The organism is Enterococcus sp. C57, assembly GCF_040887305.1.
In the GTDB taxonomy this organism is placed as follows: domain Bacteria; phylum Bacillota; class Bacilli; order Lactobacillales; family Enterococcaceae; genus Enterococcus_B; species Enterococcus_B hirae.
Genome location: NZ_JBFOFP010000002.1, coordinates 249,035 through 273,306 on the forward strand (window position 1 = coordinate 249,035; position 24,272 = coordinate 273,306).

The 24,272-nt window shown below is 34.5% G+C and carries 22 protein-coding genes, 2 pseudogenes and 1 riboswitch; of the genes and pseudogenes, 5 read left to right on the top strand and 19 right to left on the bottom strand.

All coding sequences use genetic code 11. From position 1 onward, the window contains the following. The first annotated feature begins 194 nt into the window (after window positions 1–194). Entirely contained in the window at window positions 195–344 is a 150-nt protein-coding gene (locus tag AB5M32_RS03090) for a hypothetical protein (protein ID WP_010719071.1), read from the top strand. An 806-nt stretch (window positions 345–1,150) separates the two neighbouring features. Continuing rightward, a riboswitch (M-box (ykoK) riboswitch) is annotated at window positions 1,151–1,319 on the bottom strand. Window positions 1,320–1,686: 367 nt separating this feature from the next. Here AB5M32_RS03090 and AB5M32_RS03095 read toward each other — a convergent pair. Next, entirely contained in the window at window positions 1,687–2,073 is a 387-nt protein-coding gene (locus AB5M32_RS03095) for a DUF1093 domain-containing protein (RefSeq protein ID WP_368024300.1), read from the bottom strand. A gap of 443 nt (window positions 2,074–2,516) precedes the next feature. On the opposite strand from AB5M32_RS03095, the gene AB5M32_RS03100 reads away from it, so the two are divergent. Continuing rightward, a complete protein-coding gene (locus tag AB5M32_RS03100; protein ID WP_010719068.1) occupies window positions 2,517–3,119 on the top strand; it encodes a DUF4352 domain-containing protein in 603 nt (200 codons plus the stop codon). Window positions 3,120–3,597: 478 nt separating this feature from the next. On the opposite strand, the gene AB5M32_RS03105 is transcribed toward AB5M32_RS03100, so the two are convergent. The 11 genes from AB5M32_RS03105 to AB5M32_RS03155 all read right to left on the bottom strand — a co-directional run bounded on the left by AB5M32_RS03105 (window position 3,598) and on the right by AB5M32_RS03155 (window position 16,671). Continuing rightward, window positions 3,598–6,006: a MucBP domain-containing protein gene (locus AB5M32_RS03105; RefSeq protein ID WP_178286196.1), complete on the bottom strand. Its 2,409-nt coding sequence runs from the start codon at window positions 6,004–6,006 to the stop codon at window positions 3,598–3,600. A gap of 16 nt (window positions 6,007–6,022) precedes the next feature. Next, on the bottom strand, window positions 6,023–7,057 hold the full coding sequence (locus AB5M32_RS03110; protein WP_178286194.1) for a DUF916 and DUF3324 domain-containing protein: 1,035 nt from the start codon (window positions 7,055–7,057) through the stop codon (window positions 6,023–6,025). Further along, window positions 7,044–7,730, bottom strand: coding sequence for a WxL domain-containing protein (locus AB5M32_RS03115; protein WP_178286192.1), 687 nt, complete (start codon window positions 7,728–7,730; stop codon window positions 7,044–7,046). Before AB5M32_RS03115 ends, AB5M32_RS03110 begins: the two co-directional genes overlap by 14 nt. Window positions 7,731–8,194: 464 nt before the next feature. Continuing rightward, window positions 8,195–8,992 (bottom strand): hypothetical protein, encoded by a 798-nt coding sequence (locus AB5M32_RS03120; protein WP_368024301.1) that lies wholly within the window; start codon window positions 8,990–8,992, stop codon window positions 8,195–8,197. A gap of 86 nt (window positions 8,993–9,078) precedes the next feature. Further along, on the bottom strand, window positions 9,079–9,663 hold the full coding sequence (locus AB5M32_RS03125; RefSeq protein ID WP_368024302.1) for a helix-turn-helix domain-containing protein: 585 nt from the start codon (window positions 9,661–9,663) through the stop codon (window positions 9,079–9,081). A 552-nt stretch (window positions 9,664–10,215) separates the two neighbouring features. Then, window positions 10,216–11,085: an ROK family protein gene (locus tag AB5M32_RS03130; RefSeq protein ID WP_178286188.1), complete on the bottom strand. Its 870-nt coding sequence runs from the start codon at window positions 11,083–11,085 to the stop codon at window positions 10,216–10,218. A gap of 2 nt (window positions 11,086–11,087) precedes the next feature. Beyond that, window positions 11,088–12,533, bottom strand: coding sequence for a glycoside hydrolase family 1 protein (locus AB5M32_RS03135; protein ID WP_178286187.1), 1,446 nt, complete (start codon window positions 12,531–12,533; stop codon window positions 11,088–11,090). Then, window positions 12,511–13,350, bottom strand: coding sequence for an alpha/beta hydrolase family protein (locus AB5M32_RS03140; protein WP_178286185.1), 840 nt, complete (start codon window positions 13,348–13,350; stop codon window positions 12,511–12,513). The genes AB5M32_RS03135 and AB5M32_RS03140 overlap by 23 nt, the downstream gene beginning before the upstream one ends. Continuing rightward, window positions 13,347–14,264: an ROK family protein gene (locus AB5M32_RS03145; RefSeq protein WP_034698145.1), complete on the bottom strand. Its 918-nt coding sequence runs from the start codon at window positions 14,262–14,264 to the stop codon at window positions 13,347–13,349. Before AB5M32_RS03145 ends, AB5M32_RS03140 begins: the two co-directional genes overlap by 4 nt. Further along, a complete protein-coding gene (locus tag AB5M32_RS03150; protein ID WP_178286183.1) occupies window positions 14,257–15,360 on the bottom strand; it encodes a DUF871 domain-containing protein in 1,104 nt (367 codons plus the stop codon). Before AB5M32_RS03150 ends, AB5M32_RS03145 begins: the two co-directional genes overlap by 8 nt. Before the next feature lie 18 nt (window positions 15,361–15,378). Then, a complete protein-coding gene (locus AB5M32_RS03155; RefSeq protein WP_010737665.1) occupies window positions 15,379–16,671 on the bottom strand; it encodes a PTS sugar transporter subunit IIC in 1,293 nt (430 codons plus the stop codon). A 153-nt stretch (window positions 16,672–16,824) separates the two neighbouring features. On the opposite strand from AB5M32_RS03155, the gene AB5M32_RS03160 reads away from it, so the two are divergent. Together AB5M32_RS03160 and AB5M32_RS03165 are read left to right on the top strand one after the other, a co-directional pair. Next, complete coding sequence (locus AB5M32_RS03160) at window positions 16,825–17,874, top strand: AraC family transcriptional regulator (protein ID WP_063627168.1); 1,050 nt, start codon at window positions 16,825–16,827, stop codon at window positions 17,872–17,874. Between the two features lie 719 nt (window positions 17,875–18,593). Beyond that, window positions 18,594–18,776, top strand: a complete 183-nt coding sequence (locus AB5M32_RS03165; RefSeq protein ID WP_178286181.1) for a hypothetical protein — start codon at window positions 18,594–18,596, stop codon at window positions 18,774–18,776. Window positions 18,777–18,815: 39 nt separating this feature from the next. Here the strand turns inward: AB5M32_RS03165 and AB5M32_RS03170 are convergent, their stop codons facing one another. From AB5M32_RS03170 to AB5M32_RS03200, 7 genes and pseudogenes are all read right to left on the bottom strand, one after another. Continuing rightward, window positions 18,816–19,634: a DUF3037 domain-containing protein gene (locus tag AB5M32_RS03170; protein ID WP_178286179.1), complete on the bottom strand. Its 819-nt coding sequence runs from the start codon at window positions 19,632–19,634 to the stop codon at window positions 18,816–18,818. 5 nt (window positions 19,635–19,639) lie between these two features. Continuing rightward, window positions 19,640–20,437, bottom strand: a complete 798-nt coding sequence (locus tag AB5M32_RS03175) for a HipA family kinase (protein WP_368024303.1) — start codon at window positions 20,435–20,437, stop codon at window positions 19,640–19,642. Window positions 20,438–20,650: 213 nt separating this feature from the next. Next, the gene (locus AB5M32_RS03180) at window positions 20,651–21,244 is read right to left on the bottom strand and encodes a hypothetical protein (protein ID WP_178286175.1); all 594 of its coding nucleotides are present in this window, start codon (window positions 21,242–21,244) and stop codon (window positions 20,651–20,653) included. Window positions 21,245–21,336: 92 nt separating this feature from the next. Beyond that, a complete protein-coding gene (locus AB5M32_RS03185; protein ID WP_256736379.1) occupies window positions 21,337–21,507 on the bottom strand; it encodes a hypothetical protein in 171 nt (56 codons plus the stop codon). Between the two features lie 62 nt (window positions 21,508–21,569). Then, a complete protein-coding gene (locus AB5M32_RS03190; RefSeq protein WP_368024304.1) occupies window positions 21,570–21,842 on the bottom strand; it encodes a peptidoglycan amidohydrolase family protein in 273 nt (90 codons plus the stop codon). A 59-nt stretch (window positions 21,843–21,901) separates the two neighbouring features. Beyond that, window positions 21,902–22,198: pseudogene (locus tag AB5M32_RS03195) on the bottom strand (phage holin). Between the two features lie 283 nt (window positions 22,199–22,481). After that, window positions 22,482–23,216 carry a glycerophosphodiester phosphodiesterase family protein gene (locus AB5M32_RS03200; protein ID WP_256736378.1) on the bottom strand — a complete coding sequence of 245 codons (735 nt, stop codon included), beginning with the start codon at window positions 23,214–23,216 and terminating at the stop codon, window positions 22,482–22,484. 635 nt (window positions 23,217–23,851) lie between these two features. Here AB5M32_RS03200 and AB5M32_RS03205 point away from each other — a divergent pair. After that, a pseudogene (locus AB5M32_RS03205) lies at window positions 23,852–24,027 on the top strand (tyrosine-type recombinase/integrase); the annotation flags it as partial. Between the last annotated feature and the right edge of the window lie 245 nt (window positions 24,028–24,272).

Below are 24,272 nucleotides of genomic sequence, written 5' to 3' on the forward strand. Positions count from 1 at the left end.
AATAAACCTCTACTTTTTTTATAGTTTTTTAATTAAAGCGAATAGGCTATTTCTATCCTGTTTATCTTATCTTCTATATAAAGTTAAACAATCCTTAATTAGCAAAGTTTTCTTCTTTATGCTATAATAATAAATGGAATTTCGTTATCAACGTTTCGTTGCCTTTCGCAAGAATTTAAGAAAGGAGAATGATTATGACATTCTATAACAAAGACTTACAATATCGTGTAACTCTAAATACTGATTTGAATCTATTTGTGGTATTTGATAAAACAAATGAAAATCGAGTAGCCACTGGAGTGACGATTGAACAAGCAGTGCAAGAATTGAAAAAATCCGCATAGGAGTGAAAACCCCAAATGAACGATTACAGTTCTAGTTCACTTTAAAAGCACCTATTCATTCAATGGTAGGTGCTTTTTTGTCGTCTATTTACCTCACTTTATTCAGTTCTCTCCTTAACTTATTCCGCCATTAATGAGTATACAATTAAAAATTGGACAAGGTAATACAAAACTCTTTGTCGGTTATATACTACGTGCTATTATCTAAATTATGCAAAGGCTGTATAAGGATGGGTCATATGATTACGATGAGTAAATTACTGTTTTGGATCCCTTTTATTGGTATTATTCTTTTTTTGTCTCTTTATACAAAATGGAACAAATATGACATACTAATGCTTCTCTCCTCTTTTCCGTCTATCTATTTTATGATCCAAATTTTAGAATATTCCTATAGTCAACCTGTTCAATTATTCGATTTCTATCTTAAAGGACTCGCTTTTTCCACCATCTTCTATTCCATTCTTGTTTTCATTATTATCAAAAAGAAGAAATAGCTCACTTGTTTTAATGACAAGAATATTATTTTTCACTTTTTAAAATCTGTAACTACTGGCATTCTAACAGAGAAAACTATGCAAGGTGTCCAGCGATATTCAATCGATGTAATAAAAATAATCTTACAGCCTAAAAAACTAACCTAAACAAAATTAGTAAAAAAATTTTTGGAACACCTGCTGCAAAATAACAAATAAACGGCGCTCCAGCATCTGCTCTTCAGACAGGATAAATGTTGAACGTCTACCAACGTTTCATTTTTTTATCCTGTCTGAAGAACTGATTGATGCTTTTGCTACCGTTTTCGTTTGACTTACGTCACGTTTGAGCTTTGGCACTATGCAACGTAAAGTTTGCACTTAGCTACCTTAAGAAAAGCCTTGCTATCGACAATCCCTGTTCTACCCATTGGCGTCTCTCGACATTTTTGGGCAGTAGCTTATGTTTACATAGAAGCCTCACCTAACTATTTGAAGATATTTAAATGAAAATCATCAACGACACTAAAAGTCCAAAAAAGCCGACTACCGGAATCATTCCCCAAGTTACAAAGGTTTTATCCTTAGCAAGCTTAGAGTACCTCTGGTCATTATCCATTTCATTCACCTCATCTTTCTATTCTTAATAAACCATATTAATGATTTTTTGTCAAAATTTCATTCGTGAATCCTAGAATGCGTATTTGGACAATCCCCTGCTAATCTATTTCTCCATCAAATTGCGTCAATGCTCCATCACATGGAATAACTGACCAACAAAAAAATCTAACCAGTACATGCTCCGGCTAGATTTAATAGTTGATTTTGAATCAGACTTTTTATCGTCTCTTTCATTTTTTTGAAAACTAATTTAATTCGTCTACTTTATTTTTGATTTCTTTAGGAATCTTTTCTTCTGCAATTACTCTAGGAGAACTTGTTCTTTTGTCACTGATGTCAGCTTGCACGTAACTACCTGGTTTCAATGGTTGTGGTGCTTCTCCACTCACACTAAATGTTCGTTTAGTTGCTTTGCCATCAGCTTTTACAAAAGTCACGTCATAATGGTAACTATATTCACCCGCAATGATTTTCCCATCGCTGTTCTTTGATTTCGTTTTTTCTGGCACTTCTGCTGGAATCTTAGTGTATGCAGTAGTTGTTTTATACGTTACGCTATAATATTTGTAACCGAAAAATCCTCCAACTCCTAATAAAATTAATACAATAACCCCGAATATTCCCTTTTTCATAAACTCACCTCATCAATAAATTTAACTTATTTTATCTTTTTTGAGCTTTTTTTTCCATTTATTTATCTTTCAAATTTGTCACATAAATGACATTAACCACTTATCAATAGATGCTTATCATCTCCTACATCTTTTTTGATAATCCTACTTCTCTATTACTTTCTCGATACCTAACATGATCTTTCGAATAATAAAAAATAACAAATTTTATAATTATATATTTCCAAATCAAACACATCATGTTACTATATGTAAGTAAAAAATGAATATTCTTATTCAATGAGAACTATTAAGTGTTTTTTTGAAGCTTTTCATTTGTGAAAAACTGAATATTTGGTAGTAAAGATTTCTTAATAAATGAAACACAAGATATCTATCATTTGGCGACTATCACTACCTGCCATTAAGTGGGAGTAAATTAGATAATTATTATGGAGGAAACAATGGTTAAAAAAAGTGTTGTAGGGGAAGATGGCAAACGTTACGTAGTAAAGGAGAAAAAGCCATTTTATAAAAAAGTTTGGTTTTGGGTACTAGCAATCATTCTTGTAGCAATAATTGGATCTGCACTGGGTGGCTCAGATGACAATAAAGCAAGTGATAACGGCGGAGAAAAAGTGACAAAAACAAGTTCTACTAAAGAAGCTACATCAAGCTCTTCTTCAAAAGAAGCGCAAGAAAGTTTTTACCAAGTTGGGGATACTGTAAAAGTTGGCGATGCTGAGTACACATTAAACAGTGTGGAACTTACTGACGAAAGAAATCAATTTGCAGATGAACAACCTGCTCAAGTAGTCAAGATTACTTACACAATTAAAAACAATGGTCAAAATGACCTTCCTGTAGGAATGGATGTAGAAGTTTATGGCTCAGACGATAAAAAAGCTTCTTCTTATCCAAATGACAATACAATGGGATCAGTTGCTCCTGATAAAGTAATGGATTGTACTGCTCATTTTGGTCTAAATCAAACTGGAGACATCGAAATTCAGTTTAGCCCATTAGTTTCTATCGAAAAAGCGGCTAAATTTAAAGCAACAGTCTAGTTTATAGATTCATATCGGGACATTTTAGAAAAAAAGTTAAACGACGGTTAACTATTGATATGGTTAACCGTCGTTTTTTGGTGAAAAACAAGTTCAGAAATAGCGAGTATCTACTGTCCTTCTTTTAAATAGTCACTATCTGTTATTGCTTTGAACAGTTTGTGCATTTTGCGTTCATTTAGTTTTGTTTAGTTTTTTTCATCTCATCCTTCCTAATACTAACTTCTATATATTACATAAAATTTATACTACATAAGTGAACTAATTTTTCGATCGTATTTCATAGTTCCCGCATATCATTTTATAAACCTCGGTTGTATTCTTCTAGTTGGAGTAATCGAACGACAAAGTCTTTGATAAGTCTCTTGATAACCAAAGCTTAGGACACGAATCAACTATTTTCTGACTCGTGTCCTTTGCGTTTATCCTTTTTCTTATGAGGGACTATATAAAAAAGAATCGTTTGGTCAAAACCATCTTAACCTGGCGCATCTTCTAGTGTCCAAATTAGGCTTCCTTGATATGCCCCAGTTTTGTAAAAAGGATGTAAATTTAACTGGATCGTATGATGATCAGTAAAGCTCGCACTACCGTCTCCTTGCCAAACTAATTGGTCTTCTGCATTAATCGTTTGATCCACTCCACTCCTCTGCAGATGAAGAGCATTATGCAACTGGTCATTCTCTTGGTTAGTTAAAGGTCGTTCTTCTTTTAACTTAACGTGCCAATGACTCTTCTCCAACATACTTTCATCGATAAGCTGAATTTCTTTTTGATTCGTTGCTTGTACCGATTGATCTTGACCCGGAATCTGTTGTTCCCCAAACGTCAACTGTTCCGGTAATCTAAGCCTAACCCCGTGATCAATTAAAACCTGACGGCTCTCTTCCTTTGATTTTTGTCCTTTTTCGTTTTCCATATAAAAAGCAACTTCCTTGTTCAACCAATTTTCAGGAAGCTGAACATTCACTTTATCTTGGATCTCGTTTTCGGAACTTGGATAGTCCTTTAACCTTAAGACTTCATCTCCACATTTCGCCATAAATGATAAATTCTGTTTCTCTTCATAAGAAATATGAATCGTCACCTCTCTTGTTTTTGAGAAACGAGAAAACAGTAAAGGATTTTCTTTAGGCATCAAAGTAAATTCAATTGGCGAACCTTTTTTATAATGATGAACGAATTGCTGTTCTTCTGGAGTAAAGATTCCTTGATCCCTTTCCACTATTTCCTTGACTGGATAATATCCGTTCAATTCTGGATATTCTTGTGATAGATCAAAAGAATCTGTTATGATTCCTGAAATGATTTTAGGATCAGAAAGTTGTTGGTTATTTTCATCCAAGTAATTCAGTATGACCTTCCCCACGTAGTATACAGAAGAATAGGCAGAACTCGTTCCTTTCTGTTTGTGATTAATCTGTGTAGTAACAGTGAAAGGAATGTTTAAATAGTCTTCTTTCAAATTCGTTTTATCTACCGGATTTTGCTTACTCCCAATCCACTCAAGATTAAGTTGATAATTCAAAACTGTATCATAAAGATTTTCATTGTTAGGGTCTTTTAACGTTAGTTGATAGGAATGATCATCTTTTTGATTCCCCACAAAAAGATCACTAATGTCCGTCCCATCAAACTTCACTACGTTAAAATCTTTAATCTTATATTGTGAGTGAGTTGTCACATCATCCAATGAAAAAGCCACAGATAAATCTTTCATTTTATTCCCATGTCCCACATTCGGTATGGTTTGCATCGCATTTAAAGTAACCTTTTGTTGTTCCTTATCAAAACGCTTATCCACTGCTTCAGCAGCAGGAAACTCTGGACTAGCCAAAAAATCTGTTTCATACATGAGAGAGGATGGCGTATTATCTAAGTTTTTAACAACCGTTTCTATTTTAGTTACTGGTTTAGTGATAATCTGAAACTCTTGTGTAGGATGCCCCCATGGTTTCGAAAAATTATTTTCAAAATACGTCCAGAAAGAATGATCATCACTCCACGTATGGTAACTGATATCTGTTGGATTATTCGCAACAAGATATTTTGCCACCTTACCGATATGATTATAGCCGATATACTTGTTTCGATTGATCCCAAAATAATTAAAAGAAGTTTCAATTGGAAAGGCATTCCCCGCTTGATCGAAAAATTCATAAGTAAGAAAGACTTCGCCAGAGATATCGATATCTAAAAAACTCTTTGGATTGCCAATACCGATCTCTCCACCTGCTTGTCCATCCTTTTTTTTCATTATTATTTTAACATCTACTGGTTTCCCATTGAAAAAGCCAACATTTTTGATCAACGCACTACTTTCTGGATTCTCCTGATTGACAACCAGCCAATTCCCAGAATACTGACCTTTAACTTGTTCCACAGTTGTAAAACTACCATAATGCATCATAAATGTGTTATTGGCGGGAGTTTCTATCGTATTTGCATATCTGAAATACGGAAGATTTGTAATACTTCCAGCTGCTCGAACTTCTTTTGGAAATATGCCAATCAACCCTAACAAAAAAGGAAGTAACCAAATTTTATTAAACTTACGAACAAATTTCTTCCTCTTTTTACACCAATACAGGATGATTAAAGTCAATAGAGCTACACCAATAAAGAGATATAAATGATGGTTAGATTGGTTTGTTTTGGGATACATTTTTATTTTTCCAGCTTCTTCAGACTTCGCTTGTCCATCAGTAACTGGTCTATTTCTCTCATTTGGATTAAGAACTTTTTCCATTGGGACAATTTGGTGCGCACTCGTTGGTTGGTAAAAACGAATTCCTACCTGACTATTGACCTGGCTATCAGCTAAACCAATTCGTGGGAAAACAACTAAGAAAGCCAGTAAGAGTATATTGAGCCAGCGTTTTTTCATAAATGTGCCACTTCCTTTAATTTCCTTTATTCCTTCGCAATTTTGTAATATGCCACAGTAACAAGCCAATAATGAGTAAGCAAACAATTAGCCCCCCATATAAGTATTGGTAGTTATTGTTCTTCGATTTTTTAAGCTTAACCGTTTTGTCGTTAAGACTTTCATCTTTTCCTTTTACCGTAAAGTCTTTTTTCAACGTCCAAACTTTCCCCGACTTTTCTTTCAAAACGGTAGTTAACGTATACTCTCCTTTTTTTAAAGGTTCATTTTCCCAACTAATCGGTAATTTGAAGGTACTTCGTGGTGCTAAAGAAACCAGCTTACTAACATCGTGTAGTACTTCTTTCTGTTTCTTTTTTGTGATGAAAGCATGAAGATCCAATTGACTCATAATCATTGGTTGTGGATTTGCCAATTTTGCATAGACTGTTAAATAACCATTATCTAGTCCTGGCTTTGCCTCCAAGAGTTTTAGTTCAGGAGCAATTTTTTTGTCTGAACATTGGAGTTGGATACCAATTGTATACGCAAATTTATTTGCTAAGCTAAATCCAGCTGGTTGATCCTCTGCCTTATTCTTTTCTTCATAGCAATAAAAACCACCCAGAACCGTCCCCTCAAATCCAGTTGGCGGAATCTTTAATTGAAACACGACATCTTTTTCTTCATTCGGATTCAGTTCAACCGTTTGAGGCCCTGAAATCAGTTCTTCTAAAGAAGGACCACCTAATAATTTTTGATCATGTTGTGAATAATCTAGCACCCCATTTTTATTGGTAGTCGCATTATTGGCTGCTACTTTGACTTTTATCTTTTCAGAGCTGGTATTTTTAAGCTTTATCGTCAACTCTTGGGACTGGTTAGGCTCAACTTTAAGATCATAATAGCTTGCTTCTGAACGTTGATTCTCTGGCAAGACAGCCTTAGCTTCAAAGTTCACTTCTGTTTTTTCAGCAAAAACTGAGGCAGGGTGGCAAGCAAACAGTAAACTTGTCATAAAAAGGATGGAGACTATCCATCCCCATCCTGGCCTAAATTTATACTGGAGCATCGCTTAACGTCCAAGTAATCTCAGCTGTATAATTTTTTGCTTCCACACCTGCCCGGGGAACATGTAATTTCACATTTTCGTTCTTGCCATCTGTTCCTTCGAATACTGCAGCAAAAGCCCCTGCACCTTCGCCTGGTTGAGCTAACATAACGGTTTGATTGACTTCGTTTAGTACAAATGTATGATCTTTTGACTCTATCAAATGAGGTGCTTTGGATGAGTTGTTTTTCGTTACTACTTGACCACTGCTTAAAGATAGCTGTGCGCCTGTCAACTCCGAGTGATCTTTATCTGTTGAAGTAAATGGTGAGATAGATACACCTAATGTCCAGCCTTTCGCTCCCCCACGAGTATCATTCACTTGGACAAATGGCTTTTTATTCAATGCAAAATAATCCGCATCTCCTTGTTGGATTTCTTGTTCACCAAAAGTAATGTTTGATGCGAAAGGAATAGACAATGAGCCTTTCGCTCCTGTGCTTGGATCGTCATCATGGGTATCATCTGGTACCACTGGCTGAACATCACTACCCGAACCTTCCTTCAAAGTTACATTTGTTTTATTTGTGACTTGACTTGTTAGTCCTTCATTTTCAGCTGCACAAACCACGGAACTAGATGTCCCTAATGCCAATAAGGCAAGTCCAGCTATACTAATAACTTGTTTCTTCATAATTCTCTTCCTCCTAATAAAAATTAGTCTGCAATTGCGACTACAACTATTCTTCCATTTCTTGATGAGGAAAAAAACAGTAAAAAAATTCCGGAATCTGGAAAAAAATTAGAAGTACTTTTTTGAAAAACGTTTCGTCTCTCATTTGATTTCCTATTGATACTGCAATAATTGATTGAAAACAGGTGCCAATTCGACTTATTCTCAGCTAAGCCATTTACGATCAAATCCAAAAGTGCTGATTGACTCAATCTATTTTTCAATTAAAAAGAGGTCGTGATATGTCCAGATTTGAGAAAAAGCCGGAGAATCCAAAGACAGTTTTCCTATTTTTGGAATTCTTCGGCTTATTTCAAGGAGCTGATGCTTAAACATCGTTTAGAGTAAAGTGTGAGTTTTATGTCTCAGACTCTGACAAATAAACCCTTGAAAATTTTGATTGTTGATAAGTTTAAAAAAAATAGTTATTTGTTTGTAGCTCTTTCTCTATGCAACTCATATAAGATTTTTTCAAGATTTCGCCAGTTACGTTCTGTCGGAATGTTTTTCATTAACAGTAACGGTGTATCTTTCGTATCCAAGAAATAATTTGAGATCACTAAATCAACCTCTTCAAATTTGGTTTCAGAATCAAAAAAAGAAAGAGCATAAACATTACTAAACAATGTTTTGATTTTATTCATTAACCATAATCGATGAGGACGATGTAGATCATCCGTGAGCAAAATTTTTATTGGTTGAATACTTTTGAGTAACAATCCATAATAATCCAGCAAATAGTAATAATTTAAAAACAGCTGGTGCGTGTTCTTTAAATGGGGTAATAACTCTGCGGGAGCTATCTGTATCATCGAGTCATGAAACTTCTGAACCATTCGGCAAATTTGAGGATCAAGCTTTTCTACTTCAGATATATATGATTTATTGAAAAAAACATCGGGATTTCCCCAGAAAAAACAGCTTCTTTCATAAAACGCAATCAAGCTAAACAAATGGTTCTGGTTCCTTCGATCAAATTCGTAATCAAAGACTTCTTTTAGCGAACAACTGAGCAATTCAACTAAACGATAGGCTAAACTTTGACTTTTTGTATGAGCACGCACCGCTTGTTGCTCATAGCACTCCTTTCCCTCAACAATACCGAAAGCATAGATTACCCGATATAGAAAATATCGTTCATTGTCTGGCAATAGCAACTGGCTTTCTTTCAACCACATCGAGACCAATTCAAAGTTTGGATCACTCTCGATTGTTGATTTCACCTCTTCATCTAGTGAAATAATCTGCTTCTTAGTTCTTTCAAGTATAATCGCTAACCAAAAACTCAGCGTTTTCGTTTGTAAAGCATCTAATTTAAATCCATAGTTTTTTCAAAACATTGAACATACTTCATGATCCTGTCACAATCAATCAAAAAGGGCCAGTGACCATCTCGTGTTGATTCCCAATAAAAATAGTAATAAAAACTTCTGATATTGATCTCTTCAGCTTCTATTTCCAGTTTAAACGAGTGAAAACCGATCTTGTATCTTTTAAAGTAAGGAACTAATAATTTAGCATATCTAAAAACGGTAGATGTACTCGTATATTGTTTTTCTGCAAAGTCTTCGATTCTTTTTTCGGGATATTTGAACATAAAATCAATTAATTGGTAATTATATGATTCTTTATAATAGGGAAGATAAATACTATATATTGGAAAGTCTTCTTCCTTTTGGATACAAAAGCGCTGATTATTCTCATTTTGTAAAACAATTTTCCCATTAAACTGTTCAAACAGCTCTGATAATTCCTTCATATAAAGAGAAATTGATTTAACAGATCCTCCTATATATTGCTGTATCTCATCCATCGTATACCCATTGTCCGCTTCAAGTAAAAAGCGAATTAGTTTCACTTTTTTTTGGGAGGATTTCGTCAAAAAAGTTTGCATTCAATCACCACCAATTTAAATATTTTTAACTTTCTTAACATTCAAAAGACATTGTTCGTTAACGTTTTGGATTATAGCATACACTGGTTTACGATCAATTCATATGAAATTAACGAGTCATTTTTCAAGTCACAAAGCTAAATCCATTCTCCCATGACAATCAGAAAAATCTACCATTCGGGTAACATTATTTATAATGTTTTGTCCAAAATAAAAAGCCCTAGATAAGAGCCGTTTTTTCTTTCTTTCTATAAAACTACGATTTATTAACTAAAACAAAACTATGAATAGTCAACAAAAGTTCAAACATGCTTTTTGCTCTAATTCCATTTATAATCTGATCAATTACTTTTAGACTAGATGGACAACTCGAACTACTCCAGCTGCCAATTTTTGATTTTCTAACTCTCTTATCTTTTATTCGTTTCACACAAACAAAATAAATATCCGAATAGCGAGACGTGTTTCGCTTACAGTGAAGAAGCTCTGACATCTCTCTATTCGGATATATTGATTATGAAAAAATATTACTTGTGAACGATAGACGATTTTTTACTTAGCTTTTTTGATCATAAAATTGTACACAGCACCAACTAAATTGGCATTATTTCCAAATTTTGAAGGTAGAATCTCCGTTTCCACTCGCTGTGCTCCTGTCCGCGTCCGTAAACATTCTATTTCTTCTTTCATCTTCTTGATAAATAATGAGTTACTGGAAATGGCTCCCCCAATTATTATTTTATCTGGGTCAAAACTGATCATCAAATTATAAATACCTCTAGCACTATACCGACAAAATTGTGTGATTAAATATTTTGCTAATTCATCCCCATTTGTTGCACGTACGAACAATTCTTGCCCATCAATCGACTGGTTTTGACGTTGATTGTATAAGGCAGTTGTACGAACAATACTTGCTAATTCACTAAATGAACCCTCTTCATTTAGCATCATATAGCCAAATTCTCCCCCAAATTGATGTTTTCCTGCCTGAATTTGTCTATTTTGGATAATAGCACCACCTACACCTGTACCAAAAACAAAATATAAAATACTTTGGGCATCATCTGCATGCCCTTTCCATATTTCTGACAAAGCAGCACAATTCGCATCATTTTCCATAGTAACAGGTAATTGAAAATAATCAGATAGCTCCTGAGTGAAACTTCTGTGATGAATGTAATCAATTGCCGTTAATCCATAAATTTTGTCTTCTTCTTGACTCACAGCTCCAGGTACACTAGTTGCTATCCCATCAATCAGATACTCATCGTTTCGATAACGTTCCAAAATTATTTCGATTGCTTTTAAAGCTTCCTCCCAAGTGTTGGGCAGTGGCGTCACACCTTGTTCAATCAATTCCTCTTTCCAAAGTCCGTATTTGATTGATGTACCCCCAAAATCTAAAGCTAAAATGCCCATGGTTATACCCCTTCCAAATTGCTGCCATTACTTGCAATGACCTTTTGATACCAAAAATAACTGTCTTTTTTGTAACGCTTAAGGCTTCCTTTTTGCAACTCATCTTGATCAACATATACAAATCCATAGCGCTTTTGATAGCCATTTAACCAACTAAGTAAATCAGTATATGACCAAGTACAATAACCTAAAACTTCGACACCGTCTGTTAAAGCTTCTTGAATCGCTTGAATATGACTTTTGAGATACGTGATTCGATAGCTGTCATGAATCTGGTTATTTTCAGTTAGTTTATCGTATTCCCCCAGCCCGTTTTCAGTAATGATGATGGGTGTTTGATAACGACTAGCAATTCTTCTTAAAGCAATTCTCAGCCCACTTGGATCAATCTCCCAATCCCAATTTGTTCGTTCAACAAAAGGATTTGGGACTTTTTTGTAGACTCCTGGTAAACCACTTTCTCCAGAAGTTCCTTTTTTACCAGTCGTATTCATTTCACCAAAACCAACTCCTGTTAGCGGATTAAATCCATTGGTTGTTGACTGATAATAATTGATCCCTAAAAAGTCTGGTTTGGCACTTGCTAACAACGCCATATCTCCTGGTTCAATTTCAGGAGCCCAGCCCTTTTCTTCTAAATAGCGCAAAGCAGCTAGCGGATAACGCCCCTGCATGTAAATATCCATCCAAAAATTTGCAAGTAGATCCTCCGCATTTTCTGCAGCAAGAACGTTTTGGGGATTACTATCAATGGCATAGTTTGGAGAATAAGCAAAACTTGGTCCAATCTTACCTGGCATCTCTAATTCACGAAATTTATTGATTACTGCTGCATTTGCAAGATTTGCCATATGATTTGCATGATACATACGCTTAGGATCACTAACTCCTGGCGGATGAACAGCTAACAAATACCCATGGGAAATAAATATGTTCTGCTCATTCAAGCTTATCCAATAATGAACTTTTCCACGAAATGCTTCAAACAATACTTGGGCATAGTTGGTAAAATCTTCGATAATTTTTCGAGATTCCCATCCTTGATACTCTTCTTGTAATGCTTGAGGAAGATCCCAATGATATAACGTCAACATAGGTTCAATGTCATTGTCGATCAATTCATCCACTAAACGTTGATAAAAGGCTAAACCAGCTTGATTGATTGCTCCTCTGCCGTTAGGGAAAATCCGAGTCCACGACACGGAAAATCGATAAGTTTTCAAGCCTTGTTCTTTCATTAATGCAATATCTTGTTTAAAACGGTGATAGTGATCAACTGCAATTTCTCCTGTTGTTCCTTTAAATGTTTTACCAGGAATTTTTACGAATTTATCCCAAACAGATTCTCCTTTGCCATCTTCATCATAAGCACCTTCTACTTGATAGGCAGCTGAAGCAGATCCCCACAAGAAGTCTTCTGGGAAGTCATTTATTTTTTGATGTTCCATTTTCTACACCCTTTTCATTTTCTTCATACCAATCTAGTACCTTAAAAATTTGTTTATCCCAATAGCCCCATTCGTGACTTCCATTAGAATAATCGGTTGTCAATTGGTACTTTTTCTTGTGACATTCTTTTTCAAAAGCTTTTGTATGGTCATATAAAAAATCTTGATAGCCACAGCAAGCAAAATAGTTCGTTGCTTCTTTACCGAGACCCGCTTCCAACATTGTAAAAAGATTTTCTGATTCCGCTTGTGCAAAATTTCCGAAAATCCCTTGCCAATAGAGTTTTTCCTGGTCAGACAATGGTTGCCCAGTCAAAGACTGCTGGTTATTGTTCTTTAACCCGTTAACCACATCTAATGCGCCAGACAATGAAGCTCCATAGGCAAAATAATCACTACGTTTCATCGTTAGTTTGATCGCGCCATAGCCCCCCATTGATAGTCCAGCAACGAGATGATCAGTTCTTTTTGAGGAAATATATGGGAAAAATTCATGACAAACCTGTAGTAATTCTTCCGAAATGAATTTCCAGTAATTCAGCCCGTATTTTGTATCTGTATACCATGACAAGTGTACATTTGGCATTACTACGATCATATTTTTATCTGAGACATAACGCTCGATATTAGAGCGCCTTAACCAAATTGTATGATCATCAGTCATTCCATGAAGCAAATATAAAATTTTATAAGTTTCAGATTCGGGAGCTTGTGACACACCGATTGAATGGTTCTGTCTTTGAGGGACGATCACCTTCATTGTCGTGTTCATATTCAATGTTTTGGAAAAAAAATTAATATCAAAAAGAGCTGTCATTGATTATCACCTATCTGTTGCATATCTATGATTTGTTTTACTGAACCAATTACACCGGCATCATTTGCCAATTTGCAAGGAATGACTTGGGGCATTTGAACGCTGGATAATACTCGGTACTCATGAATAATTCTTGTATAAGCTGCTTGTATCTCCGCCATAATCTGAGAATTTCCACTAACCCCTCCTCCTATCAAAATAGCTTCGGGTGCTATATACACACTAATGTTGGTTAGAAGTCGGGCAACATCATCTAAAAATTCATCTACATATTTTTTAGCTAATGCATCTTTTTGTGCGGCCAAATCAAAGATATACTTGGCATCCTTCACTTCTTTCCCAATCGCTAAGCTATATTTGCGACATAAACCGCCGACAACACCCGCATGTAATGAAGTAGAATCCAGTTTATATTCCTGATTTTCTCTACCCATTAAAGAAACACCGAACTCACCAGCTAAACCACCTTGCCCCCAATAAAGCTTACGATCAATCACGATCGCCCCTCCAATAGCGGAGCCTAAAGTCACGCAGACATAATTACTATAGTTCGCCCCATTTCCAAGCCAACCTTCAGCTAAGGCAACCGCTTTACTATCAGTAATGATTTCCACTGGTAGTTGTAAATGGTCTTGAGCAATTTCTTTAACGTTCAAGCCAATCAATTTTTTTAAGGAGCCTGCTGTTTGCATCGTTCCATCATGATTTATAACTCCTGGTAAACTAATTCCTACACCAGAAATATCTAAATACTGTTGTTGCTCGTTTAAATAATTTTTCAAATCGGTCAAAATTTGTGTCATATCATTTGTACTAGTGATTTTTTCTTTTTTTATTATCTGTCCTGTAGAATCAACTATTCCTAATTTAATAAAGGTCCCCCCGATATCGACACCTAAGTAATAGCTAGTCATACTGTTTGTTCACCTCACAAAATCTAAAATCTTCAAAGCGTTGTATGTTTTTCATCTCAAATAACCGATCTTCCGGAATATGCCCCACAAGATTGATTTTTTTATCACCAGGGCGATCTTTCAAAGCAATTTGAACTTCACCTTTATATTGCCCATAAGCCTCATTTAAAATGAGAATATCCCCTTTTTTGATCATCTGAACTGGGTGATTGCTAGGCAATGGTTTATCTACAATCTTAGCGCGAAGCCTAGTTGAACGAATCATATAATCCGAAGAGTCTCCTCGATAGTTATGCGTGTAGTCAAATAAGAGCTGTCGTTCGAATGCAGTAATATCTTCCACTAAGGTGATATCTATTTTTTTCATTGAATCTTTGGCAGCTTCACTGACTTGACGTAATTCTTCTTCTGAGGCAAACATCGTACCAATCAGGACATCATCTATTAGACCACTTTGTAAAAGATCCCTCACTTGTATTCCTATTGGTAGGTGACGATGTTCCTCTAAGGTACAAAGCCCCTCTTGTAATGGCCAAGGGCCCTGTTCCCCGAACTGAGAAGTAACAAATGCTGCTGTCGTTAAATAACTTTGACAGAATTTTATTGAATACTGCTTAAACTGCTCTCTGGATAGCCCTGTATATTGCTGTGGGAAAAAATTATGGCAACCAGTAAGCTGCTTTCGATTCGGACCATAATCCAAAATTTGATCAAGATAATGAGAATAATTGCTCATATTTAATTCAATCTTGATACCATAAGGATTTTTAGTCATTTCAGCTTCTTCTTTCCCTGTCATACCAGCATCTAAGCGTATACAATTAATTCCCCAATCAGCTAAAAATGTTAAGTCTTTATAGGACTCTCCTAAAAGATCAAATATTGGTGGGATAAAATCAATAGCTACTTCAAATTCTTGCTCTCTTGCTTCTTTGATTATTTTTAAATATTTTTCCATGGACTCACTGACATTGTTCCGATCAATTTGAAGCAAGCTCAAGAATACACGTTGAAAGCCATACGATTTTGCTAAAGCTAAATAGTTTTTCATTTCATTAAATGAAGCTTTTTCTGGATATAAGGAAATTCCTAACACTGGATTTACTCCTAACAATTATTTATTTTTCATTTCTTCCTGTAGCTCTTTCATATCAGCCACTTTAACAAATGGGAACCAAATCAATGCCACAATTGCCGTGATAATAATGTAAATCAACAGGAATTGCCAGTTACCAATCAATGAAAACTTAACAAATCCTGGTGTTGTCCAAGGAATCGCTTCTGCCGTAGGATTATAGGGAATTGGCAAGATCGTACTCATTAATCCCCAAGAAACAAAACCTGCAACAAGTGGGCTTAAAACTAATGGTAAGAAAAAGATTGGATTCATTACTGTCGGAATCCCAAAGTTTAGCGGCTCGGTAATATTAAAAATCGTTGGCAACGCACCTAACTTAAACATTTCTTTATAGCGAGCTGACTTAGAGAAGAATAAACAAATAACCAGACCAAGCGCATTTCCTGCCGCTCCACAAACACCATACACAAGAGAAGCCATGGCAAAAGGCAACGTGCTGCCATTGGTATAAGCATCGATATTAGCAGTCATCATTGTTAAGGTTACAGCTGAAAGTGGTCCAGATAACACAGCATTATGGATACCAAAGAACCACAAGAAAGCAATCAATACTTGAATAAAAATCATTGATACTGGATTAGCCATCAAACTATTCAATGGTGCACTAATCATTTCTGTAATAAAAGTAAAGATATCTCCAAAATCAGTAAACGAAAAAGCAATCCGAATGGCACATACAAATAAGAAAATCGTGGTCACAATAAACGTCGGTGCTAAGGAATCAGAAACCATTGGTGGCACTGATGCTGGTAATTTGATCGTAAAATTTTTCTTTGACAAGATAGAATACAATTTGGTAATTCCAATTGCAACGATCATTCCTACAAAAATACCTTGTCCTCCTAAATAATCAAATTTCACCGCGTTGACTGTTGATTCCACCCATTTTCCCCCATCGTTGACATGCGTAACAACTTGTTGAGGGATTAAAATAAAATATGAAGCGAGAGAAATTAGACCTGCATTTTGTGAATGGACACCTAAGCGATTCGCATATGCATACGCAATATTATAAACTGCAAATAAACCCATTAGACCAATAGAGGCATTACTAACAGCGGCTAAACCAGGTGCTAAGTTCATATCCTGTAACCATTTAAGCCAAGCAGGAATCGGGAAATTTGCTAAAATTAAAATGAACGCAGATCCAATCGTCGCTGGACTTGTTCGAATAAATCCTTCAGATAGTGCTCCTAAGATATTATTGTTTTGCATCTTTGCTGAAAGCGGCAACAAATTGTTGTTTAAAAATGCTTCGAATTTTTTCATTACTCAATACTCCATTCTAATATGTTTAAATAAATGTTTTTTTGATCAAGTACTTTAATCATCCATAGTATAAACAATGATTATGAATAGATATACCAAAAAAGTGTTTCTTTTATTAAGAAAGTGTTTTATATTTTGAATGGAGGTGTTAGTATGTCGCCAATCCTTATTTCATTAATATCCATAACAGAAAAACTAGGCATTCCCGTCAGTGTGGTTGAAAAAACACTAAAAACAGAAGAAAATCAGCTTTCTGCTATTCAAATGTATAATATAAAACGAGAAATCTATGGAACTTTTTTATATAGTGACAGTTCATCAGAGACAGGTTATATGCAGATTACCTGTGGCCCATTACTCATGGCTGAGGTAAATTTTGGTTTAAAAGAAGCCGAGGATACCACACAAGAATTCAGACAAATCCTTACAAATCTATTTATATTAGCAAATCATCATTCACCAAAAAAAATCGACGATAAGCAATTAAATCTAGAAGAATTTTACCAATCACAAACATTCTCTTATAATACTTTTTACGATATTGAAGAATACTATAAGTTAGAGTTGCTGCTCTTTTCTCATGTAAAAGATCGCAATAAATTAGCTGCAATAAAAACACTTGAATTATTTATCAAATATTACTATAAGAGCCTTACAAGCGATCAACTTAAATGTTTTTATTGTGCGCTCATTACATTACTTACACGAGTGGAAGTTGAAAAAGGTGTACCGGTAAGCAAAGTTTTTAATAGACAGTTTCAGTACTATGAATATTTACAGGAAATTCGTGATATCAATAAGTTTGAAACATTAGCTAAGCAAGCCATTCATGACTTTTTGGCTCATCCAACCAATATTCCTAAAAAAACCTATAGCCCTGTTACCGTATGTGTTCTTAACTATGTAGAAAATCATCTGTATGAAGCTATTTCTTTAAAAGATATCTGTGATGTTTTAAATCGGGATTCAAAATACGTGGGAAGGTTATTTTATAAAGAAGTTGGGATGCATTTTAAAGATTTCATGCATTTGAAGAAAATTGAAAAGGCCAAGTACTTTTTATTATTTTCTAACAAATCCATCAATCAAATTGCCGAAGAACTATCGTTTAGCACCCAGAGCCATTTCTCAACCGTATTCAAAAAGATCGTAGGCATAACCCCATATAAATATCAGCGCAATCGTGTCTATTATTCTTATTGAGTAGTGATAATAGTAGTAATCGCTCAGTTCAAGGATTAGGGGAAGCATGAAACTGATCATTCAAAGTGTAGTGAAATGAAATACTAAATCTAGAATGCACTCCCCCTCTCATTCAACTTTCATTCTTTGCGGCATACTCACGCTACTCTTCTTGAAAATGGTGCTAAGATAATGAAACGGTCGACATTATGGTGAAGCTTAGAAAGAACTTTTGAGGTTTGCCACCAAAAAAACACCGGTGGCAAATCCATGTAAACATGGTCTAATTTTTACACTATTTTCAAACAAACACTGCTATTTCTTCGGTTCATCCTCATCCATTTTCAGAACAGCCATGAAGGCTTCTTTTCGCTAGGTTCCCACTGAACACTTCTCTCATAATCTAAAATGTATTCAAAACCCCTATTATTCAGCAATCCAAAGGAAGTGATCATACTCTGCTGTTTTTAGACTTGCTCAAACCATCCATGAAAATCTCAGTTATCGGTGGCAAAGTGGTGGTAAATTTTCACGGTAAAAAATAATTACAATTCGGTATTTACATTTCCATCGGTGTATCACGAATTTTATGAAAAATAAAGCATATATATGGACACTACTTCTTTGTGTACTAATCGGTTTAGTCTTACTCGTGTTTAACGTAATTAATTGGTTAACTTATTTAGTAGTTGTTCTAATCGTAGGTATTCTAACTCAGTTTGAAAAAAGGAGATCTGATAATGAACGAAAATAAACAAACTGAAGCCAACAAAAAATGGCAAGAAAAAAATAGAGAACACGCTCGTTATTTACGGAATCGCAGCACCGCTCGATCATTTATTCGGAAGCAAGCTACTCTTGAGGATTTAGAGGAACTAGAACAGTTGATAGCAGAACGCAAAAAAGACCTCAGCCAAGAATGATTGGTTGAGGTCTTTAATATATAAAAATTACTCGTAGTTCTAATTTAACCCCTCAAAAATCAAGTTATTGGTATATTCACCAATCGAAACAACTTCAATATTGGAGTGTAAGTGGCATATTCTTTTTAAAACTAAATCCATGAATTCTTTATCATAAAATTCAGAGTTACCCATCACTATTTTTATTTTCTTTGAATAAAAGTAGTCGTGATGATCTATCATATCAATTTGAAATTTATTAATTTGATCAACTATGTCATTTTTCCTTTTATAGTCAAAACTTAACACCTTAATTAAAGTATTGTTATATTCAAAATCAGCTACTTCTCGCTCTGCCAAATCTTGGATTTCTGGTATTTTAACATATTCTTTTAAATTTAAATGTCTAAGTTCTTTACTCAATAATCTTTTAACTTCAGGTGTTGTAATTCTTTCTGATTTAGGTCTATCATAATACAGATATGTTCGAATCAAATCGTTCATATCCTCCAATAAAGTCTCTTTTGAAGATATTAGTTCTCTTACTTCTGAAAATTTAAATTCATTAACATAGTATTTTGTTATCTCAGAGATAAAATTGTCAAAATGTATATTGTCGAATCGTTCCTCATCATAATCTTCTTCATCTAAAGAAGGATAATTGAAAAAGTACGAAAACGTTTCGCTCATTAATTCCATATAATCTTTATCAAATTCATCATCAAAAGATTTAAGTCTATTAATATTCTTAGTCCTATAAAATTTAGAATACTCTTCAGAAGGGCAGTGAATAACAATACCAAAAATTACAGATTCTTGTCGAACTATACTGGGAATATAATTACATATAGAATAATTTATTTTTATTGCATTATTCATAATCATTACCCACCTTTTCTTTTTGAGTAAGCATTCTGTAATTGAATTGCAATACCTTCAATTTGCTTCATTTGTTCCCATATCAACTCAAATGAGCTTTCTATTTCCTCTTGATCTATTTCCCAATCTGCTGGAATCCCTTGAAATATACTTTGAACATCCATTTTATTTAATTTTTTTATTTTATCTTTAGTATCATTGTAACAGTTATAACCTGTAAGATGTGAAGAAAATGCACGATAATTTCGACCAAGCAAATTATCTACCACCATAGGACTTTTTTCTTTTAACTGTTTGAGCTCGTTTGCAGACCAAATTTCTCCGTTGATAAATATGTGAGAATGATCAATTGCCAAAACTTTTTTCTCTTTTTTATCATAATATAAATTCCCATCATTTTTAGCTCTGTCGTTATTTAAAATTATTTGGTCAAAAACTAAAATTTTAGAAATATCTTTTCCGTTAACAGTGTTGCGTGCTAAAATAGGTGAAATTTTTGGAGTACCAACTCTATATTCGCTTAAAAAGCAAGTACAGGCTAGAGCATTCATTTCTAATAAATACGGAGTTTTAGAAATGAATGCTTCAGATAGTTCAGCGACCATACAATCAGGCATTGGAATTTCAAGCAATTTTCCAATCCTGTAAGCAATCAACTCATTATATAAAATTTTTGCACTGCAAAAGTCATGCAAATATTTCATTACATAAACTTTTCCATCATCAGCCTGTACTCGAACAGGTTGAGTTACTCCGTTAGATATCCGACCTAGATAATTCGTAACTTTTCGTATTATACTCACCTAATTTCATCTTGTCAATATTATATTAAAAATTATAATATTGTTTAATGTTATTAACAATACGGAACATACGTTTAAATTCAACTTAAATTTACTAAGTTGTGGAATAATCAAACTCCATTACTTATCATAAAAATCTTGTAATCTTATTTTGTGTCACTTATTAAAATCATTCAGTATTATTCCCATCACTCAGAAATCCTTTTAATGGCGTTACTTTTTTTGAAATTCCCTAGCCATTCTTTTTCGTTCTTCCATATATTCCTGTATTGATTCTATCGAAAATACTATCGGCTTACTGAATTCTTTGCCTTCTACATTTAAATAGACAATTTCTAAGGTCATTTCCTTTAAATATTTATTTCTTTTAGTACGCCCATATAAAGACGAAATATACTGATATAGCAACTCTATTTTAACTTTCTCTATTTTGGTTTTTTCCTTAGAATCTAACGTTTGATACTCAGGTATTCGTTCTTCAAATGGATTGCTTAAACTCAATTGATCATTTGGTATTTTAAAAAATAATTTTTTTAAAATATTATGCTTTGGTCTAATTGTATAAAAATATACTGAATCTGGATTTTTTGAAAAATTAACTGCATAGAATTCAAAGAATACAGGCTTACGGTATCCAATATTTATTCCATTATTTTCCTCTACGTATAATGGATATAATACTATTCTAAATTCTCTTTTATTATCATTTAAATAATATTTAACTGTTAAAAATATGGTAAGAGCAGTCACTAATATACCTATCCAATCCGCAATAGTACCCATATATTCGGGTTTATACCAACTCATTTCATCACCTCACTGTTATTATACCAAAATATAATAACTAGATGGGCTTCTCTGAACTTTTTTGCATTTACTCTCTCCAAAGGGCTTTTTTTTTACAATTTATTTGCGTTTAGTCTGCGTTGTAATTCTTTCACTGTATCTGAAACAGGGCTGATCACGCCATCTTGAGTTATTTCTAGATATCTCTGTACCTCTTGGATCATATCTTGTCCGAATAAGCCATCCGGTTTAACGCCTAAGCATTGTTGTAACGCTTTGATCACGTTTGATCCAGTCAAATGTATTGTCGAATTGCGCTGCGTATACGTTCTGACTGCATGCTTGTTTATACTGATGACTGACCAAGCTGTCTTTGCCAGAGGTATCGAAATATTCCTATATGACCAGCTGATCCGTTTGAGCCCCCAGAAGTACCTGACACAAAAATATTGCCTCTTTGAACTTCTGAACGACTAATTTTCTTGAGCTTTGTTCTAACCAAACTTAATAAAGTTTCAGTATTGCCCATCGACCCAGCCGGCAAGCCCCCCCCTGCTACCATCGAAAAAAATACTGACGAACTGTATTCATAACTAATTGGACCCATTCGATGTGGCATTTAATAGGTAACTTTTCCTCTACGATCTTCCATCCATTTGATCGTCGCTTCTTTACTAATCACTTAATGTCCTTTCGTTCGGTAAATTCTTGACCATCACCGTAATCAGGCTTTTCGTCAATTTTAGGTGCGTCATATTTCAGTGCTTGTTTACTATCTGTGACCCCTTTTGTTGTTGGATCGGTTACCATCCCCAAAATAGATAAAAAAGCAAAGGTTGCATTAATGATATCTAGTAACTAATTGTTGATCACATCAAGCTTGAACTGGTAACCGAAAGGTACTGAAAGCAATGCTGCTGGCAATACTGACAACCAAAACGATTCATTTTTAATGCGTACTTTCCAGTTGATTATGTATTATCCCTGTCTTTCAATTGTTTATTCTCATTAGTTAGAAACTCATTTTCATTTTGTGTTTCCAAGTATTCTATTTTGAGTTTGTATAAGTTGATTTCCTTTTCATATTTCTCTTGCAATTTTTCGACTTTCTCTTCTAATATATCGACCTTCTGCTGTAATTAAAGCAGTAATAACCATTGCTAAATATTGTTGTTCGATGAAATGCATACCTTTTCCTCTCTCTTGGTTAATATATAAAAAGCGCACTCCTCTGAGTGAGCTTCTATACTAATTTATTCTATATTTTATTTGGATTGATTGTATCTGTCTCTACTATAGGTACCTCTAATGATTTTAACTTTTTAAACCTTTCAGCATCATTAACACCATAAATCTGGTACATAATTCCAGATTTATTTAATTTTTCAATTACTTGGTTTGTTGCTAAGTCATTTAATACTGATAGCAAAGCTTTATTGTATTGCTCAACTTGTTGTATATCATCGTCAATGTTATTTTTTGAATCATATAACCATGAAACCGTACAATCAGGATGATCCTTTACTACCTTATCTCTAATTTTTTTATTTGTCAGGACAAAAAAAGAACGATCATATACATTGTATTTTTTTAATGTATTTACTATTGATGCAACAAATTTATCGTCACTCCAATCTCCCTTTGATCCATCCACATTAACAATTAATTTGTCTTTACTTATTTCTTTAATTGCTTCGTCAAAAGTTGGTATATTAACTTTTTTATCTTTATATTTTGGATAATTTGAAGTATCTATCGATAATTCTTTAAGCTGTTTGATTGTAAGCCTTTCTGGTTGTCCTTCTCCGTTTGTTGTCCTATCAAGAGTGTCATCGTGCATCAAGAAATTCACTCCATCTTTACTAGTTCTTACATCAATTTCTACTGCATTATAGCCAAGTGACTTTGCTTCTCTCATAGCTTCAACTGTATTCTCAGGAGCAACTATATGTGCACTTCTATGGGCTACTAGGTAAGTTTCTTTATGGTTCAATAAGCTACTGGATGAGTAAACACATCCGGTAAAACAATGGAAAACATAATTAATATCTTTGATATTTTTCTCACTTTCGGAATCACCTCAAAAACAAGTATATCAAATTAAAAAGACACAAAAAAGGCTAGGGCAATAATAAGTCGGTTTCTATCATAGATGTTTCCTTTTTAAGGAGGTAATTTACATTTGCGGTAACTTGCAATTGTCTTCAATTCGCTCTGGTGTATTTAATGTTTCCGATGGAAGCCAATCGTCATTTGTAGAATATATGACAGAGCCAACGCATTCCTGTCCTGCAGGGAAATTCGTTATCGGCGCCATAACTTTTTCGTTTGCGTATAGCGTTAAAGCGGGATTTCTAGACTTTCTGTTTGATAGAGCTCCGCCCCAGTTGTTGTAGTAAGCAGGATAGAAGCCATCCGGATATTGCACTAGCGTTTTCCAGCCAGCAAAATTCGCATTCTTATTCTCGACCATCATATAAGCTATCACAAGTCTTCCTGTCCTTTCGAATGCGCGCCGTCGAAGAAATTTTTGATTCCGAAAATATCTTGAGAGCCACTTATGATAACAAACTTAGCATCAGTCTCAGCTGTTGTGTAAACGTCGCTATCTTCCAATTTCTTCCTTTTCGTCATACTCACGCTACCATGTTATTAGAATAAGGAGCAAAGCCTAATGAGATCCAAGCCAGATTAGGTCATTCCAGGTTAACTACAACAATGGATACCTATGCCCATGTTACAAAAAAAAGAAAAAAGATACAGTTGACATTTTTGAAAAAATGCTACAGGATAATGCCTTTTGATCCTTCCCTTTCCCATGTGGGAAAACCGTGGGAAAAACAGATAAAAAAGGTCTAGCTCAATGGCTAGACCCTTTGCTATTTTTTCGGTTTATCCTCATCCATTTTCAGAACAGCCATGAAGGCTTCCTATAAGATTGTGTTATTCACAAAGTTTTTCTAATATCTATACATCATTATAAATCCTATTATACCAACTTTCATATTAAGCAAGAGCCTATTATTTAATACTTGCTGATACTCATATA